Source organism: Parabacteroides hominis, assembly GCF_014287585.1.
In the GTDB taxonomy this organism is placed as follows: Bacteria; Bacteroidota; Bacteroidia; order Bacteroidales; family Tannerellaceae; genus Parabacteroides; species Parabacteroides hominis.
Window position 1 is genome coordinate 68,509 of the sequence record NZ_JACOOJ010000004.1, and the last position, 16,353, is coordinate 84,861.

Here is a 16,353-nt window from a genome sequence, read left to right on the forward strand (position 1 = left end):
AATTAAGGATTAAAAATTAAGAAAGGAAAAAAGCTATGGCTGATATGGATGGGTTCAGAGAAGCGAATAATTTCGGCTTCGGACAGACTTCCCAGTTTGATAATTTTCATGTAAAAGGTGCGTCTAACTACTCTTGGGGTATGAAAGACCGTCTTTCCCGTATCTTCAACCCGAAAACAGGCCGTGCCGTCATGTTGGCGTTCGACCACGGGTTTATCATGGGGCCGACTTCAGGTTTGGAACGTATCGACCTGAACATCGTTCCCCTTGTACAGTATGCCGACTGTATCATGTGTACACGCGGCATCTTGCAGACTTCTATCCCCGCCAACATCAACAAGCCCGTTTGCCTCCGTTCGGATGCCGGTTCGACGATCCTGACGGAACTGAACCGTAATGTCCTGATCGACGTCGAAGATGCGATCCGTTGCAATGCTTCCGCTTTGGCAGTCATGTTCTCTGCCGGCGACGGCGACCAGGAAGCTATCACGGCTGCCAACTTAGTGGAGGCTGTCGATATGGGTAACCGCTACGGCATCCCGGTTATGGGTGTGACGGCTGTCGGCAAACAGATGGCGCGTGACTCCCGTTACTTCGCATTGGCATCACGCGTATGCGCCGAGAACGGAGCTGCTATCGTGAAGACCTACTACTGCGACGGCTTCGAGAAAGTAGCTGCTGCCTGCCCGGTTCCCGTAGTGATCGCCGGAGGTAAGAAACTGCCTGAGAAGGAAGCGCTCGAACTCTGCTATAACGCCGTTAACGACGGGGCTGCCGGTGTCGATATGGGACGTAACGTGTTCCAGAGCGAAAACCCGGCTGCCATGATCCAGGCTGTACACGCTGTCGTACACGAAGGCTTGACACCGGAACAAGGTTTTGAAATGTTCAAGGATTTGTCAAAATAAGAGGTCATGCGTAAATTAGTAACCTATCTCTGTTCCGCATTGTTGCTGGTAACCGCTACTTCCTGCGAGAAGAAGACAGAAAAATTGCTGTTGGGCGGTTCCGGCTGGAACAAGATCGTGATCATCGATAAGAACACCAAGCAGGTAGAGTGGGAACATCCCCTTGAAAAAGGTTGGGAATGCAACTCGGCTGTTGCCACTCCCGACGGGAACATCCTCTTCGCCTATGCCAGGGGAGCGAAGCTGATCGACCGGAACCATCAGGAGATCTGGGATATCGCTGCTCCCGATACTTGCGAGATGCAGACGGCCCGTGTGTTGCCCGACGGCAACTACCTGTTAGGCTGGGTAGGACATCCGGCTGTCATCATGGAGGTAAGCCCGAAGGGAGAAATCCTGTCGCGTATCGAATACGAGACAGGCATCGAACATCCGCACGCCCAGTTCCGCCAGCTGAACAAGAATGCCCGCGGTAACTACCTGATGCCCCTCTTTGCTACTTCCGACGTACGCGAGATCTCTCCGCGCGGCGAAGTCGTAAAGATCACCCGCCTCGAAGGAACGCCTTTCACGACATTGGCGTTGGCTAACGGGAACCATTGGGTTGCCTGTGGCGACGGCCACTCCCTGATGGAGGTGAACCTCGATAACGGCGAGGTGGCCCGGCGTTACGGTGAGAACGATATCAAAGGCGTCCGCCTCTTCTTCGTGGCCGGCTTGCTTCCTGCAAAGGATGGTGGCCTGTACGTCTGCAACTGGCAGGGACATGACAAGAACGCCGTAGAGGCCAACAGCCCCCAAGTGTTCGAAATCAACGATAAAGGTGAAGTGATCTGGAACCTGAACGACAATGAGAAGTTCGGTATGATTTCTACGATTAGCACGATAGAATAAGCCGTCTAAAGGTTTTGTAATTACCGGACGCAGAACTGGCAGAGTGGCACAGAACAGAAAATGTGCCTATAGCGGTTATCTGCGTCCGGTTTATTTTTTTTGACACATCTTTTATTTTGCTTATATTCGCGGCGCGTAAGCAAATCAATTCAATAACTAAAGGGTAAAATATTGAAACTGCTATTACAAACACTTACAATTATCGGTATAGTCGCTGTCGCTATGGCCGCCACTATTTATAGTGCGACTTCCTGCCGGAACAGAATCAGATTCATCGACGATATCAGCGATAAGCAGGAAACGAGCGATGAAGTTCTTATCTCCAGCGACTTGATGTCCCTGCGTTATTCGAACGAGTACCGGAGTTGGAAAAATACAATTGACACGACATTCCGCAGTCTCTATAATGGCAACCAGCGTACGGATGTCCTGGCAGCCCGTCCCCGGATGGTAGTCTTGTGGGCCGGATATGCCTTTGCAAAAGATTATGAAACTCCAAGAGGCCACATGTATGCTATTGAAGATGTGCGCAGCAGTCTGCGTACAGGCTCCCCGATGCATAAGACTGACTATTCGCAGCCTGCAGCCTGCTGGGCCTGTAAGAGTTCCGATATCCCTCGCTTGACAGCCCGTGCAGAGGGAAAGACTTTGTATAAAAAGAAATGGGTTGAATTGGGTAGCGAGGCTGTCAACCCGATCGGTTGTGCCGACTGCCATGAGCCGGAGAGTATGACCCTGCGTGTCACCCGTTCCTTCCTTGTGGATGCCTATTCCTGTTGCGGACGGCGCATGGAGGACGCGACGGAGCAGGAGATGCGCTCCCTCGTCTGTGCCCAGTGTCATAGTGAGTATTACCTCCGTGGAGAAGACCGTATGCCGGCTTTGCCCTGGAATCGAGGCTATGCGCTTGAAGATATGGAAGCCTACTACGACAGCCTGCATTTTACCGATTTCATCCATAAGCTAAGCCGTGCCCCCCTGCTGAAAGCCCAGCATCCCGACTTCGAATTGGCTCAGATGGGAATCCATGCACAACGAGGAGTTTCGTGCGGAGAATGCCACATGCCAGCTGTCGGAGAAGGAGAGAAACGCTATAACAACCACCATATCAAAAGCCCTTTGGCGATGATAGATCGTACCTGCCAGACTTGCCACCGCGAGAGTGAGGAGACTTTGCGTAACGATGTCTACGAACGTCAAGGTAAAGTGTTGAACATGCGGAACCGCTTGGAAGAAGAACTGACCAAAGCCCATATCGAAGCCCGGTTCGCCTGGGACAAAGGGGCTACGGACAAGCAGATGGAACCGGTCTTACAACTGATTCGCCAGTCTCAATGGCGTTGGGATTTTAGCGTAACTTCGTGGGGTGCGTCGTTTCATGCCCCTCAGGAAGTCCTGCGCTTGTTAGGCGACGGCTTTGATAAGGCATCCCAGGCCCGTATGTCGCTTATGAAACTTCTTTCGCGCCTCGGTTATGCCGGTGAAGTTCCCATGCCCGATCTCTCGACCAAAGGGAAGGCTCAGCTGTATATCGGTCTCGATATGGAAAAGGAGCGGATCGACAAGCAGAAATTCCTTGAAACGGTAGTTCCCCAATGGCTCGAAGAAGCGAAAGCCAATAAACGCATTATCGAGTAACGGTTCATGCTTCCTGTTTAGGCGCGTAAGGCAGTGCGATCGTAAATGTGCTGCCTTTTCCTACGGTCGATTCCAACGAGATATGGCCTTTGAAGGCTTGGATGATGCTCTGGCAGATGGACAATCCCAATCCTGTTCCTTGGGCGAATTCGTCGAGTTTCTGGAAACGTTCGAAGATCATGGCCTTTTTCTCTTCGGGAATGCCTTTACCGGTATCGGCCACGTGAATCAGGACGAAGTCGTGATCCGGGCAGAGCTTGTACCCGATCGTGATATGCCCTTCGGATGTGAACTTCCGTGCATTGTTAATGAAGTTCGTGCATACCTGTGTCAACCGTAACCGGTCAATGCGGATGATTGCGGGATGCTCTGGCAACTGTATCCTCAGTTCCACCCCTTCGGGCATCATCATCCGGTGCGTATTGAACACGTCTTCTATCAGCTCACTTAGGTCCAGCTCCTCGTAAGAAAAAGACATGCAGCCTGATTCGATGCGCGACAGGTCCAAGATGTCGTTAATCAGCTTGAGCAGCAGCTCGCTGTTTTTGGAGATCAGGTCGAGAAATTCCACCTTTTCCTCCGGCTCCAGCTCCATATCTGAATTGAGCAATTCCGAGAAGCCGACGATAGCGTTGAGCGGCGTCCGTATCTCGTGGCTCATGTTGGCCAGGAATACCGATTTCATGCGGTCCGATTCTTCAGCCTTCCGGCGCGCTTGTATCAGGCTGTTCTCCGTACTCTTTATCTTTTCGACGTTCAGGCACAGGCCGCTGACAGCCATCGGGCTGCCGGCGTTCTCCTCCCGCCAGTTCTTGTTCTGGGCGTAGCGGAATTCCCACCATTCATGCCCTTTCCCGTTGAAGTCATGACGCTGCTGTACGACCTGCGGCGCGTCGAGTCCCATTTTAAGTTGCTCCCGGCTTTCTTGATAAGCAGCTCGGTCGGAGGGATGGATTGTTTGCAGGAACTGTTCGGTCGTGATCGGTACTATGGGGATACCCAGTGCGTTATAGAACTCACGGTCAAACTCGAACAGGTCGTTCTTATACCGGAAAGCGAAGATATTCCCGCTTTCAAGGGCGAAGGATAGGAAGGCTTTCTCCTCGCGCAATTTCTTCTGCGCCTCCAGCTTGTACGACTCCTCCAGCTTGTACTGCTTGCGCTGGTAAACGAAGAGGGTGATCAGCAGGGCTGACACCAGGGCGGCCAAAACAGACAAGATGATCTTATAGCGTACCACGAACGGCATATTCACAAAGATAGCGTCTGTTGGCAGGAGTCCCAAATCTATGTTCCACCTGTCCAGTTCCTCGTAATTAAAGATATACGATTTCCGTGTTTGCTCCATCTGCGGGAAAGCGGACAGAGGCATGCCTTTCAGTATATCGGCTACGCGATCTACCGCCTTGTGTGTCTGATCTTCAAGGGATGCCATATAGCCGCCGGCGATCCCATTCTTGCTGCCCAACAGTTCGTTCACGACACAGAAACAGGGGAAGGCACTAAGCCGTCCCAGCGAGAGGGTCGTATAGTCTCTCTTCGTTGCCAAGTAGGCCTTGTTGTAGTAGTTCTCGCCGAATCCCCGGATCAGGGCGGGAGTCGACCGGGCGTTCAGTGTGCTTACGTACATCGAATCGGGTTTGATCTTGGGGATATCCGTAATGGAGATCCCGTTTTTTCCGGAGAGGCGCGCACGGTCTGTCGAATAGATATTGTTTACGGGGCATATATCTTCTATCTGTCGATTCATCTCGGCCAGGATCATGTCGTCCTGCAAGGTCTCGTCCGTCACTCGTATGACAATACAGTTGCCAATTAGGTGTTGTATCAGCTGTATATTCGCCCGGAAGTCCGGCTTGTCATAGAAACCTGTCAGGTTCGGATGCTTTTCGATGATTGGGATATTAGGGTAGTTGATTCCCATGAACACGACTGGTATCGACTTTGAGTCCGGATGCTTGCTTGCGACCAGGGCATTGAGGGCTTGGTCGTCGTTCACGAGGATGATATCCGGTTTCCAGGAAGAGAGTTCGTCGAGCTTATTGAATATCTTCAGCCTTAGTTGCTTTTCGGAGGATTGCTCGCAATCCAGGTATAGCGAATAGACCGTCGCCCGTATCCCCTTTTTGTTGAGGTTTTGCGCGAGGATCTTCTTCATCTCCTTGTATGGGGAGAAATGTTTTTCGTAAGACTGGATGACCAGTATATGTTTCTCTTCGGACGTTTCGGTCGAGACGCCGCATGACATGCAGATGAACAAGAGAATCATTACAGTTGCTATCGCCTGGAATGAATATTTATGAAGCATACGAAGTTGAAATATTGTCGAGTGTTCTTATCTTCCTGCAAAAGTAAGCTTTAATTGCATAAAAACTAAGAAAATCATGGATTTATTCATGATATGCCTGTTGATTCATGCTAAATACAGATTCTCCGCCAAAAGTGAAAAATCGGTATATGAAGCGTTGGACAAAGAATAAAAGTTTTTTTAAGGAAAAGAATTGCAGAAAATATAAAATGATATGCATACCCTGAGTGTAGATACTTTGAGAGTTGATATTTTTAAAGAGCTTATAAATTGGGATCAAGAAAAGTTGTCCGAAGTTTATGAGTATGTTAAAAATTTGGCTTCAAAAGAAAATTCGGAAACCTCTCTTTTGCAAGAACTCCTGGATACATCTGTCGATTATGCGATTAAAGCACATAAAACGGGGTGATTTTCATTCTACCTGGGAAGTATGGATAAATTGGAAAAGGAAATGGGATGAATGTGATTTGGACATCCCCGGAAGAGAAGAGCCTTGCTGAAACTCTTTATTATATCAGGTTGAGAACGGGAGACAATTCTGCCCGTAAGGTATAGCAAATGATTCGGAAGCAGGCTGACTTATTGGCCATGAACCCAGGGAATATACGTGACCTTCGCGAAATACTATCATTGCTATTCTAAGTAAAGCCATTCAACCTATCAACACCTTATAAAGACTTTCGAACCCTCCCCCAGCTTCAGCGTGTAGCCCGATAATCCGAGTCAGTCGGCTTCGGGGTTTTTGAAGGGCGTCCTGGCAGGAACGAGAAAATCGCTTAGAGAGTGGCGAGTCCCCTCTTCACAGGGAGAGGAGGCTGAGGTAGAGAACAAGAACACAGATCGTCACAGGAAACCCGTACCCTTTGTTTGTTGTCGCGTCTGAAACTCGCTGCGCTCAGACAATAGACATTCCGGGTGATCACTCCGGTATCTGCGTTTAACGCTCGCCAGCTTAGGTCTTTATCTTTTGCTTACTTTTGGATCAAGCTAAAAGTAACAAGAAAAGAATATAGTTTTTATTTATCATGTCATAAATAAAACTTATAAACTTTATACTTCTCTCTTGATAATTCTGAATACCTTTGCATTTAACAAATTTAAATAAACTAATAATTATGCTTAACACTATTCTTTGTAAGAGGACGGCATTACCTTTAGGGCTGCTTTCATTGGCTCTGGTTCTGCCATCGTGTGGTTCTTCCGAATACAAGAAGTATGCGGATAACCAGGCAAAACAGGTTGCTTCCATCCTTCGTGAGAACGGATGTATGCAATGTCACTCTGCTACGGCGGCGACTCCTTTTTACGGTAATCTTCCTCTGATCGGCCCGACTGTCAAGGCGGATATGCAGGAAGGCACGCGCTATCTGGACCTGACGGCGATGCTGGAGGCGCTCGATAATGGCAAACTCGTTTCCGAGGCCGACCTGGCCAAGGTGGAAGATGCCGCTCTCTCCGGTTCCATGCCTCCCGCCAAGTATTCGCATATGCCGATGCACTGGGGTACGAACCTTGATAGCGACGAAAAGGCTGTCCTGCTTTCGTGGGCGAAGGATGTCCGTAAGAAGAACTATTCGACACCTACTGTCGCCGAAGAATTTGCCAACGAGCCTGTACAACCGTTGATGGCTTCCATCCCGACCGATCCGGCGAAGGTGGCACTGGGCTTCGATCTCTATCATGACACTCGTCTTTCCGGCGATAATACGATCTCGTGTGCTACCTGCCACGGGTTGGCTACTGCCGGTGTGGACCGCAAACAATATTCCGAAGGTATAGACGGACAGTTCGGCGGCGTGAATGCCCCGACCGTCTATAACTCGGCTTTGAATATCCTGCAGTTCTGGGACGGACGTGCTGCCGACCTGAAGGAGCAGGCTGCCGGGCCTCCTCTGAACCCTGTTGAAATGGGCAGCCACTCGTTTGACGATATTTCGGCCAAGCTGGCGGAAGACAAGGAATTGAGCAAGCGCTTCCTTGAAGTTTATCCGGAAGGTTTCAACCAGTCTACGATCACCGATGCCATCGCCGAGTTTGAAAAGACGTTACTCACGCCGAGCCGCTTCGACAAGTACCTGATGGGCGACAAGACCGCCCTGAATGCCGGGGAGGTCGCAGGCTACGAATTGTTTAAGGAGAATAAATGCGCTACCTGCCATACGGGTGTGAACCTGGGCGGACAGTCCTTCGAATACATGGGTATCAAGGATAACTATTTCGATTATCGCGGCACGGGGCTGACGGATGGTGACAACGGACGTTATTCCGTTACGAAGAACGAACAGGACCGCCATCGTTTCAAGACTCCGACCCTGCGTAACGTGATGCTTACCCCGCCGTATATGCACGACGGTTCGATCGCAACGGTCGAGGATGCTATCCGTATCATGCACCAGTTCCAGATCGGTAAGGACATTTCGGACGCGGATACCAAGAGCATCGTAGCGTTCCTGAACACGCTCACCGGAGAATATAAGGGCGAGCTGTTACAATAATATCAAGAGCTTTACGTTATTTTAAAGTAAAACGATAACGTGTATGCCCTTCCGCCTGGTACATATCCTCCTCCTGTTGGTCGCTTTCGCGGGCACGGGAGAAGTGTGGGGCCAGGAGGAAGGGCTTGCTTCTTATTACCACAACCGTTTTCACGGCCGTAAGGCTGCCAGTGGCCGGATTCATGATGCGGACGAGTTGGTAGCGGCCCACCGGACGTATCCTTTCGGCACTTTCCTGCGTGTCACCAACCTGTCCAATATGAAGCGGGTGATCGTCTGTGTCACCGATCGCGGCCCCTACCGTAAAGGCCGTATCATCGATGTCTCTGCCGGTGCGGCCGAACTTTTAGGCTTTAAGAAAAAAGGTCTTGCCCGTGTCCGTATCGAGGTCGTTCCAGGCGAGATGGATCTTAGTTTTCTTGATCTTCTCTATCCCAAAATTCCTTTTTTAGAAGTGGATCATCTTCGGGTGAGACCGCCTTACAGGATCGATATGAACAAATGATCTAATGATTTTCTAATTTCACCTAAGAGTATTCTAATCGGATATCGGGGGTGATTCATGTTGCAGGTCTGTACATTTGCCGCAAAAAAGAAGAAGCAAATGTATAGACCTGTTTTATTGATCCTGTTGATGATCCATGTGTGGGCGGGGGCGGCGCAGGAGGGCGTTGTCCGGCTGTCGTTGGACGATGCACTCGAACGTTTCGCCGCTTGCAACCTGTCTTTGATCGCCGGGCGTTATAATATCGATATGGCGGAGGCGCAAGTGATGCAGGCAAAGCTGATCGAGAATCCGGTCATTTCGCTCGAACAGAATATCTACAACCGCAATAACGGCAAGTATTTCGATCTGGGAAAGGAGGGCGAGGCCGTGGTGGAGATCGAGCAGCTGATCTATATTGCCGGGCAGCGCAACAAGCGGGTTCGTCTGGAAAAGATCAATAAGGAGATGGCGGCATATCAGTTTGAAGAGTTGCTCCGCACGCTTCGGGGGGAGCTGAAGGAGAAGTTCGTCGATCTTTATTACACCCGGAAATCTTTGTCGGTCTATGACCGGGAGATCGGGTATCTGTCTACTGTCTTAGATGTCTATAAGGAACAGAATGCGAAAGGGAATGTCTCTCTTTTGGAGAAGTCGCGCATACAGGCTTTGCTGCTTTCGCTGAAACAGGAGAGGAACGGCATTTCGAATGAGGTAGTCGCCTTGGAGGGAGATCTACGTTTGCTCTTGGGGTTGAAGGGCGGGGAGGGTCTGGAGCCGCTTTTCGATGAATCGGTGCTGGACCGCATCAGGCTGGATAATATTCCGTTCGCCGAATTGAGTGCACGCCTGGCCGAGCGTCCCGACCTGAAACAGGCGGAGGCGGGCATACGGGCCTCGGAGGCGGATGTGCGTTTGCAGCGGTCGCTCGCTTTCCCAGAAGTGAGCTTGAAAGGGGCTTATGACAGGGCGGGGAACTTCTGCAACAATTACTTCGCAATCGGATTGAGTGTCTCTGTCCCCATCTTCAACCGTAATCAGGGGAATATCAAATCGGCACGCCTCTCCGTCCTCCGCAACAACAGCTTGGCGGAGCTGGCACGCAGGCAGGCGGATAACGAGCTCTTTGCTTGTTACACGAAGCTGGAAAAGGCGCTGGAGCTTTACCGTTCCTCGGATTATGAGCTGGAACGGGATTTCGATCGCATCATCGAAGGGGTGAACACCGGTTTTCAAAAGCGCAACATCAGCCTGTTGGAGTTTATCGATTATTACGGGGCTTATAAGGAGACTTGCTTGCAGTTATACGATATGAAAAAGGGGGTGGTGCTGGCGGTGGAGGAGTTGAACACAGTGGTGGGCGTTACTTTTGGATCAAGCCAAAAGTAACAGAACAAATAGGTAATTTAAATATATCTCTATGAATATGAATAAGAAAAATCTTTTTCTACTCTTTCTTTTCCCCTTATTCTTTTCATGCGGCAACCGAGCCGCAATGCCAAAAGAAACGGACGCAGGCCTGATGTTGACGGATAGCCTCCGGCAGGTGGTCTCGGTCGATACCGTACGGAAGACGTCTTTGAATGACGAGCTGTTGTTGAACGGCCGCGTCACTTTCGATGCAGGGCAGGTAGCCCATGTGTATCCCATCTTCGGAGGGACCGTTACGCAGGTGGAGGTTGAAGCCGGCGATTACGTGAAGAAAGGGGATCTTCTCGCTGTTATCCGAAGCAGCGAAGTGGCCGATTTTGAGAAACAGCAGAAGGATGCCGTCCGTCGACTCGCCTTGGTCGACCGCAATCTCGAAGCGGTACGGGACATGCTTGAAAGTGGAATGGCCTCCGAACGTGATCTCTTGCAGGCCGAACAGGAAGCCGCCAATGCGAAGGCGGAGGTGAAAAGGCTCCGTGAGGTGTATGACATCTACCGGATCGGTTCCAGCTCTACTTACAATATAACCTCTCCCGTCTCCGGCTTTGTGGTCGGGAAGAACATCAGCCGGGATATGCTGATCCGCTCCGACCGGGAAGAGGAGTTGTTCACCGTCTCCGGTCTGGACGACGTCTGGGTGATGGCGGATGTGTACGAAGGTGATATCCGCAAGATACAGGAAGGAGCACCTGTCCGTATCACGACGCTCGCCTACGGGAAGGACAGGGAGTTCGCCGGGGAGATCGACAAGGTCTATAACCTGCTCGATAACGAGAGCAAGACGATGAAGGTCCGTATCAAATTAAACAATAAGGATTATATGCTTAAACCGGGAATGTTTACGAACGTGTATGTACAATGCCGGGTGGAAGGGCGACTCATGCCCCGCATACCGGCGCATGCCCTGATATTCGAGGGAAGCAAACAGTATGTCGTGTGTGTCTGTACAGACGGCAGCCTACGGATGCAGGAAGTCGGTGTCTATAAGCAGACGGACGAATACTGCTATCTGAATGCCGGGCTGGAAGAGGGAGACGTGGTCGTGAACGAGAACGCTCTGCTGGTCTACAATGCTTTAAAATAAGAAACGAGATGCATACTTTTATAGATAGAATTATCACCTTCTCGCTCAGGAACAAGTTTTTCATCTTTTTCCTGACCGTGATAACCATTATCGCCGGGACGGTCAGTTTCCTGCATACGCCTGTCGACGCTTTTCCCGATGTGACGAATACGAAGGTGACGATCATTACCCAATGGCCGGGACGGAGCGCGGAGGAGATCGAGAAGTTCATCACGATCCCGGTCGAGATAGCCATGAACCCGGTACAGAAGAAGACGGATATCCGGAGTACGACACTGTTCGGGTTGTCGGTCATCCATGTGATGTTCGACGACGATGTGGACGATTTTTATGCTCGCCAGCAAGTCTATAACCTCTTGAACGATGCAGACCTGCCGGAAGGGGTGACACCGGAGGTACAGCCGTTGTACGGGCCTACGGGAGAGATTTTCCGGTATACATTGCGTAGCGACAAACGGACGGTACGGGAGTTGAAGACTTTCCAGGATTGGGTGATCGAGCGGAAACTGAGGGCGGTTCCCGGAGTGGCGGATATTGTCAGCTTTGGAGGGGAGGTGAAGACCTTCGAGGTGAGTGTGAATCCGAACCAGTTGATCAACTACGGGGTGACGACGCTCGAACTCTATGACGCCATTGCCAAGAGCAATATTAACGTAAGGGGTGACGTGATCACCCGGAGTTCGCAGGCGTATGTCGTCCGGGGGATCGGTTTGATCAACGACGTGAAGGAGATCGAGAACATCGTGGTGAAGAACATCAACGGTACGCCTATCCTGGTGAAGAACCTGGCGGATGTGCACGAGTCTTCTTTGCCCCGTCTCGGACAGGTGGGGCGGATGGAAGAGGACGACGTGGTGCAGGGCATCATCGTGATGCGGAAAGGGGAAAACCCCGGTGAAGTGATCGCCGCCCTGAAAGACAAGATCGCCGATATCCAGCAAAACTCCTTGCCGGAGGATGTGCGGATCGTCCCCTTCTATGACCGGGAGAATCTGGTGGACCTAGCGGTGCATACGGTGACCCGCAACCTGATAGAGGGAATCCTGCTGGTGACTTTCATTGTGTTGATTTTTATGGCGGACTGGCGTACGACGGTCGTGGTGTCGATCATCATACCGTTGGCGCTGCTCTTTGCCTTCATTTGCCTCCGGGCGATGGGGATGAGCGCGAATCTGCTCTCGATGGGGGCGATAGACTTCGGTATTATTATCGACGGGGCGGTCGTGATGGTGGAGGGGTTGTTTGTCGCGCTCGACAGGAAAGCCCGCGAAGTGGGGATGCCTGCCTTCAACGTGATGAGCAAGATGGGGATTATCCGGCATACGGCGAAAGATCGGGCGAAGGCCGTGTTCTTTTCCAAGTTGATCATCATCACGGCGTTAGTTCCGATCTTCTCTTTCCAGAAGGTGGAAGGGAAGATGTTCAGTCCGTTGGCCTATACATTGGGATTTGCCCTGTTGGGAGCCTTGATCTTTACGCTGACACTTGTGCCGGTCCTTTCGTCTATGCTGTTGAAGAAGAATGTGAGGGAGAAGCATAACCCGTTCCTAACTTGGGTGAACCGGATGGCGACGGGGCTGTTCGACCGCTGTCATGCCCATAAGCGGATGACGGTGACGGCCACGACAGCGGTGGCGATTGCCGGGCTGTGGTGCTTCACTTTGCTGGGCACGGAGTTCTTGCCGCAGTTGAACGAAGGTTCCATCTATATCCGGGCGACGCTTCCGCAGAGCATCTCGTTGGACGAGTCGGTGAATCTGGCAAACCGGATGAGGCGCACGTTGGCCTCTTACCCCGAAGTCCGCCAGGTGTTGTCGCAGACGGGGCGGCCGAACGACGGGACGGATGCGACGGGTTTCTACAATATCGAGTTTCATGTGGACATCTATCCGGAAAAGCAATGGGAGAGCAAGCTGACGAAAGCGGAACTGATCGAGAAGATGCAGGAACGGCTGGATATCTATCCGGGAGTGGACTTCAACTTCTCGCAACCGATCAGCGACAACGTGGAAGAGGCGGCCAGCGGAGTGAAAGGTTCTATCGCGGTGAAGGTGTTCGGCAAGGACTTGTACGAGTCGGAGAAGAAAGCGGTCGAGGTGTATAAGGTCTTGCAGACGGTGGACGGGATTGAAGATTTAGGGGTGATCCGCAATATCGGACAGCCGGAACTGAGGATCGAGCTGAACGAATCCCGTTTGGCGCGTTACGGTGTGGCGAAGGAGGACGTGCAGTCGATCATCGAGATGGCGATCGGAGGAAAGAGCGCCTCGCTGCTTTACGAGGACGAACGGAAGTTCAATATCATGGTGCGCTATGAATCCTCTTTTCGTCGCAGTGAGGACGAGATCGGCAAGATACTGGTCCCTGCACGCGACGGGGCGATGATCCCGGTCAAGGAGCTGGCGGATATCCGTACGATTACGGGACCGCTGATTATCTACCGCGACAATCATGCCCGCTTCTGTGCCGTCAAGTTTTCCGTCCGCGGACGGGATATGGGGACGGCTGTAGCCGAAGCGCAGCAGAAGGTGAAGAAGCTGGTCCGCCTGCCTGAAGGTTACACCCTGAAATGGACAGGGGATTTCGAGAACCAGCAACGGGCCACGAAGCGGTTGGCGCAGGTCGTACCGGTCAGTATCGCGATTATCTTTATCATCCTTTTCGTCCTCTTCGGGAATGCCCGTGATGCGGGACTGGTCTTGCTGAATGTGCCGTATGCCGCGGTCGGGGGGATTCTTGCTTTGCTGCTTACCTGTTTCAATTTCTCGATATCGGCGGGTATCGGGTTTATCGCCCTCTTCGGTATCTGTATACAGAACGGGGTGATCATGATATCGGATATCAAAAGTAACCTGAAAGCACGCAGCCCGTTGGAACAAGCCGTCAAGCAGAGTGTCCGTTCGCGTGTCCGTTCCGTCCTGATGACGGCTTCGATGGCTGCCATCGGCCTGATGCCTGCAGCGCTTAGCCACGGCATCGGCTCGGAGAGCCAGCGCCCATTGGCGATCGTCATCATCGGCGGCCTGATCGGAGCGACCTTCTTCACCCTCTTCGTCTTCCCCCTGATAGTCGAAGCCTTTTACTGCCGGATGCTGTACGATAAGGACGGAAAATTGTTGCAACGCAAATTATAAAGAGAATGAGATGCAAAAAATATTTTGTTTTTTGAGGGGATAAACCCTGTAAAGAATCACCCATAAATGATCATTTATCCTATATTTGTAGTCCGATACACAAAAAATATGCAATGGCAAAGATATTATTAGTAGAAGATGAAATAAACATCGCCTCCTTCATCGAGCGGGGCTTGCAGGAGTTCGGTCATGAAGTCCGCGTGGCCAATGACGGGCAAGCCGGATGGGAGTTGGTTCAGCAGGAGGATTTCCAACTGTTGATACTTGACATCATCATGACGAAGATGAACGGCCTGCAACTCTGTAAGCAATATCGCCAGGCCTATGGCTACCAGTCGCCCGTAATCATGCTGACCGCCTTAGGAACGACGGATGACATTGTGAACGGCCTGGATGCCGGAGCTGACGACTACCTGGTGAAACCTTTCAGTTTCCAGGAACTGGAAGCCCGCATCAAAGCCCTTTTGCGGCGCACGGGGGCGGAGCCTGCCGTACCGCTTCTGAGTTGTGGCGACCTGACACTCGATCCGTCCAGCCACCGGGCGATCCGTGGTAAGCTGGTCATCGATCTGACTGTGAAGGAATACCGCCTGCTCGAATATCTGATCCAGAACCAGGGGACGGCACAGAGTCGGCTGACCTTGCTGAAAAATGTCTGGGACAAGAACTTCGATACGAATACGAATGTGGTGGATGTCTATGTCAATTACCTGCGCAGCAAGATCGACAAGGATTTCGACCACAAACTGATCCGCACCGTAGTAGGAGTGGGCTATATGATGGAAGCATGAAGACAGGAAACAAGATAGCACTTTTTTATACGGCTATCACGATCGGCATTATTTCGGTGGTGACAGTCGTTTTCTATTTTGTGGCGACCGACTATATCAGCCGCCTCTACTATTCCTATCTGACAGAGAAAGCATACGCGACGGCACAGAAGCACTGGGAAAAGGATGAGTTGAACGAAGAGGATTACGCCCGTATCCAGCAGCATTACGAGGAGACGTTGCCTGTTGCTGCGGAAATCTTGCTGAACGCCGATAGCATCGCGGAGACACGTGCCGCCTTGTCCCGTTACCTGACCGATGAGAAGATCGCTTCCTTGTATGCAGGCAATGTGGTTCGTTTCCATGAAGGGAAAGAATTAGGGGCGGCTGTCTACTATCCGGATAATGAGGGCAATTTTATCGTACTGGTCGTGTCGAGCAACCAGTACGGCGGGGATATCCAGCACCGGATCGGCTGGCTGTTGTTGGGGATGCTGGTGACCAGTGCTGTCTTAGTCTATTTCGTCGGACGTTTGTATGCGACCCGTATGGTCGATCGTATCGATGCGGCTTACCAGAGCGAGAAGTCTTTTATCAGCAATGCGTCCCATGAGCTGAATAATCCGCTTACGGCCATCCAGGGGGAATGCGAGATCAGTTTGTTGAAGGAACGTACGCCGGCCGAATACCAGGCTGCATTGGGGCGTATCGCTTCCGAAACGAAGCGCATCATCCAGTTGATGAAGAACCTGCTCTTTCTCTCTCATGGGGATAAGGAGATTTTGAAGAATGCCCGTGAGACGGTTTTGCTGGCCGACTTCCTGATGCAGTTCGTGGGCAACCGTGTTCGTTTTACAACCGACCATTTCGCTTTTGTCATCGAGGCGAATCCGCATCTGCTGAAGATTGCTATCGGTAACATCTTGAATAATGCCTGTAAATATTCAGGCGAAGAGCCTGTCGAGATGCAGCTGAAAGGTTCTGTCCTGACCATTACGGACACGGGGATCGGTATTCCGGAGGAGGAGATTGCCCGTGTGTACCAGCCTTTCTATCGTGCTTCCAATACGCGGGAGTTCGCCGGGCATGGTATCGGGTTGAGCCTTTCGATGCGTATCCTGAGGAGCTATGGAGCCGAAATCACGATTACGTCGGAAGTCGGGAGGGGCACGGCAGTAGAGATTGAATTTCCGTAAGATTTAATAGG

Annotated in this window: 12 protein-coding genes; 11 read left to right on the forward strand and 1 reads right to left on the reverse strand. The window is 51.4% G+C overall.

Annotated elements, in window-relative coordinates; translation table 11 throughout:
* Positions 1-35: 35 nt before the first annotated feature.
* The 3 genes from lsrF (at position 36) to nrfA (ending at position 3,440) form a co-directional block, all read left to right on the forward strand.
* Positions 36-908 carry a 3-hydroxy-5-phosphonooxypentane-2,4-dione thiolase gene (lsrF, locus tag H8S65_RS03395; RefSeq protein WP_186928562.1) on the forward strand — a complete coding sequence of 291 codons (873 nt, stop codon included), beginning with the start codon at positions 36-38 and terminating at the stop codon, positions 906-908.
* A 6-nt stretch (positions 909-914) separates the two neighbouring features.
* Complete coding sequence (locus H8S65_RS03400; protein WP_186928563.1) at positions 915-1,802, forward strand: beta-propeller domain-containing protein; 888 nt, start codon at positions 915-917, stop codon at positions 1,800-1,802.
* Between the two features lie 222 nt (positions 1,803-2,024).
* Positions 2,025-3,440, forward strand: coding sequence for an ammonia-forming cytochrome c nitrite reductase (gene nrfA / locus H8S65_RS03405; RefSeq protein ID WP_186928654.1), 1,416 nt, complete (start codon positions 2,025-2,027; stop codon positions 3,438-3,440).
* A gap of 4 nt (positions 3,441-3,444) precedes the next feature.
* Here the strand turns inward: nrfA and H8S65_RS03410 are convergent, their stop codons facing one another.
* On the reverse strand, positions 3,445-5,748 hold the full coding sequence (locus H8S65_RS03410) for a sensor histidine kinase (protein ID WP_186928564.1): 2,304 nt from the start codon (positions 5,746-5,748) through the stop codon (positions 3,445-3,447).
* 214 nt (positions 5,749-5,962) lie between these two features.
* Here H8S65_RS03410 and H8S65_RS03415 point away from each other — a divergent pair, with 214 nt between their 5' ends.
* The 8 genes from H8S65_RS03415 (at position 5,963) to H8S65_RS03450 (ending at position 16,342) form a co-directional block, all read left to right on the forward strand.
* Entirely contained in the window at positions 5,963-6,157 is a 195-nt protein-coding gene (locus H8S65_RS03415) for a hypothetical protein (protein WP_186928565.1), read from the forward strand.
* 706 nt (positions 6,158-6,863) lie between these two features.
* The gene (locus H8S65_RS03420) at positions 6,864-8,243 is read left to right on the forward strand and encodes a cytochrome c peroxidase (RefSeq protein WP_186928566.1); all 1,380 of its coding nucleotides are present in this window, start codon (positions 6,864-6,866) and stop codon (positions 8,241-8,243) included.
* Positions 8,244-8,286: 43 nt separating this feature from the next.
* On the forward strand, positions 8,287-8,748 hold the full coding sequence (locus H8S65_RS03425; protein ID WP_186928567.1) for a septal ring lytic transglycosylase RlpA family protein: 462 nt from the start codon (positions 8,287-8,289) through the stop codon (positions 8,746-8,748).
* A gap of 99 nt (positions 8,749-8,847) precedes the next feature.
* On the forward strand, positions 8,848-10,116 hold the full coding sequence (locus H8S65_RS03430; protein WP_186928568.1) for a TolC family protein: 1,269 nt from the start codon (positions 8,848-8,850) through the stop codon (positions 10,114-10,116).
* Positions 10,117-10,153: 37 nt separating this feature from the next.
* Positions 10,154-11,242 (forward strand): efflux RND transporter periplasmic adaptor subunit, encoded by a 1,089-nt coding sequence (locus H8S65_RS03435; RefSeq protein WP_186928569.1) that lies wholly within the window; start codon positions 10,154-10,156, stop codon positions 11,240-11,242.
* A gap of 8 nt (positions 11,243-11,250) precedes the next feature.
* Positions 11,251-14,376, forward strand: coding sequence for an efflux RND transporter permease subunit (locus H8S65_RS03440; protein WP_186928570.1), 3,126 nt, complete (start codon positions 11,251-11,253; stop codon positions 14,374-14,376).
* A 113-nt stretch (positions 14,377-14,489) separates the two neighbouring features.
* Complete coding sequence (locus H8S65_RS03445; protein WP_186928571.1) at positions 14,490-15,167, forward strand: response regulator transcription factor; 678 nt, start codon at positions 14,490-14,492, stop codon at positions 15,165-15,167.
* Complete coding sequence (locus tag H8S65_RS03450) at positions 15,164-16,342, forward strand: sensor histidine kinase (RefSeq protein WP_186928572.1); 1,179 nt, start codon at positions 15,164-15,166, stop codon at positions 16,340-16,342. The genes H8S65_RS03445 and H8S65_RS03450 overlap by 4 nt, the downstream gene beginning before the upstream one ends.
* Positions 16,343-16,353 lie beyond the last annotated feature (11 nt).

Excerpts from the sequence above, each read along its gene's own strand:
- H8S65_RS03450 (WP_186928572.1), top strand. The coding sequence starts at position 15,164 with ATGAAGACAGGAAACAAGATAGCACTTTTTTATACGGCTATCACGATC.
- H8S65_RS03440 (WP_186928570.1), top strand. The coding sequence starts at position 11,251 with ATGCATACTTTTATAGATAGAATTATCACCTTCTCGCTCAGGAACAAG.
- H8S65_RS03420 (WP_186928566.1), top strand. The coding sequence starts at position 6,864 with ATGCTTAACACTATTCTTTGTAAGAGGACGGCATTACCTTTAGGGCTG.
- H8S65_RS03445 (WP_186928571.1), top strand. The coding sequence starts at position 14,490 with ATGGCAAAGATATTATTAGTAGAAGATGAAATAAACATCGCCTCCTTC.
- H8S65_RS03410 (WP_186928564.1), bottom strand. The coding sequence starts at position 5,748 with ATGCTTCATAAATATTCATTCCAGGCGATAGCAACTGTAATGATTCTC.
- nrfA (WP_186928654.1), top strand. The coding sequence starts at position 2,025 with ATGGCCGCCACTATTTATAGTGCGACTTCCTGCCGGAACAGAATCAGA.
- H8S65_RS03435 (WP_186928569.1), top strand. The coding sequence starts at position 10,154 with ATGAATAAGAAAAATCTTTTTCTACTCTTTCTTTTCCCCTTATTCTTT.
- H8S65_RS03430 (WP_186928568.1), top strand. The coding sequence starts at position 8,848 with ATGTATAGACCTGTTTTATTGATCCTGTTGATGATCCATGTGTGGGCG.
- lsrF (WP_186928562.1), top strand. The coding sequence starts at position 36 with ATGGCTGATATGGATGGGTTCAGAGAAGCGAATAATTTCGGCTTCGGA.
- H8S65_RS03425 (WP_186928567.1), top strand. The coding sequence starts at position 8,287 with ATGCCCTTCCGCCTGGTACATATCCTCCTCCTGTTGGTCGCTTTCGCG.
- H8S65_RS03415 (WP_186928565.1), top strand. The coding sequence starts at position 5,963 with ATGCATACCCTGAGTGTAGATACTTTGAGAGTTGATATTTTTAAAGAG.
- H8S65_RS03400 (WP_186928563.1), top strand. The coding sequence starts at position 915 with ATGCGTAAATTAGTAACCTATCTCTGTTCCGCATTGTTGCTGGTAACC.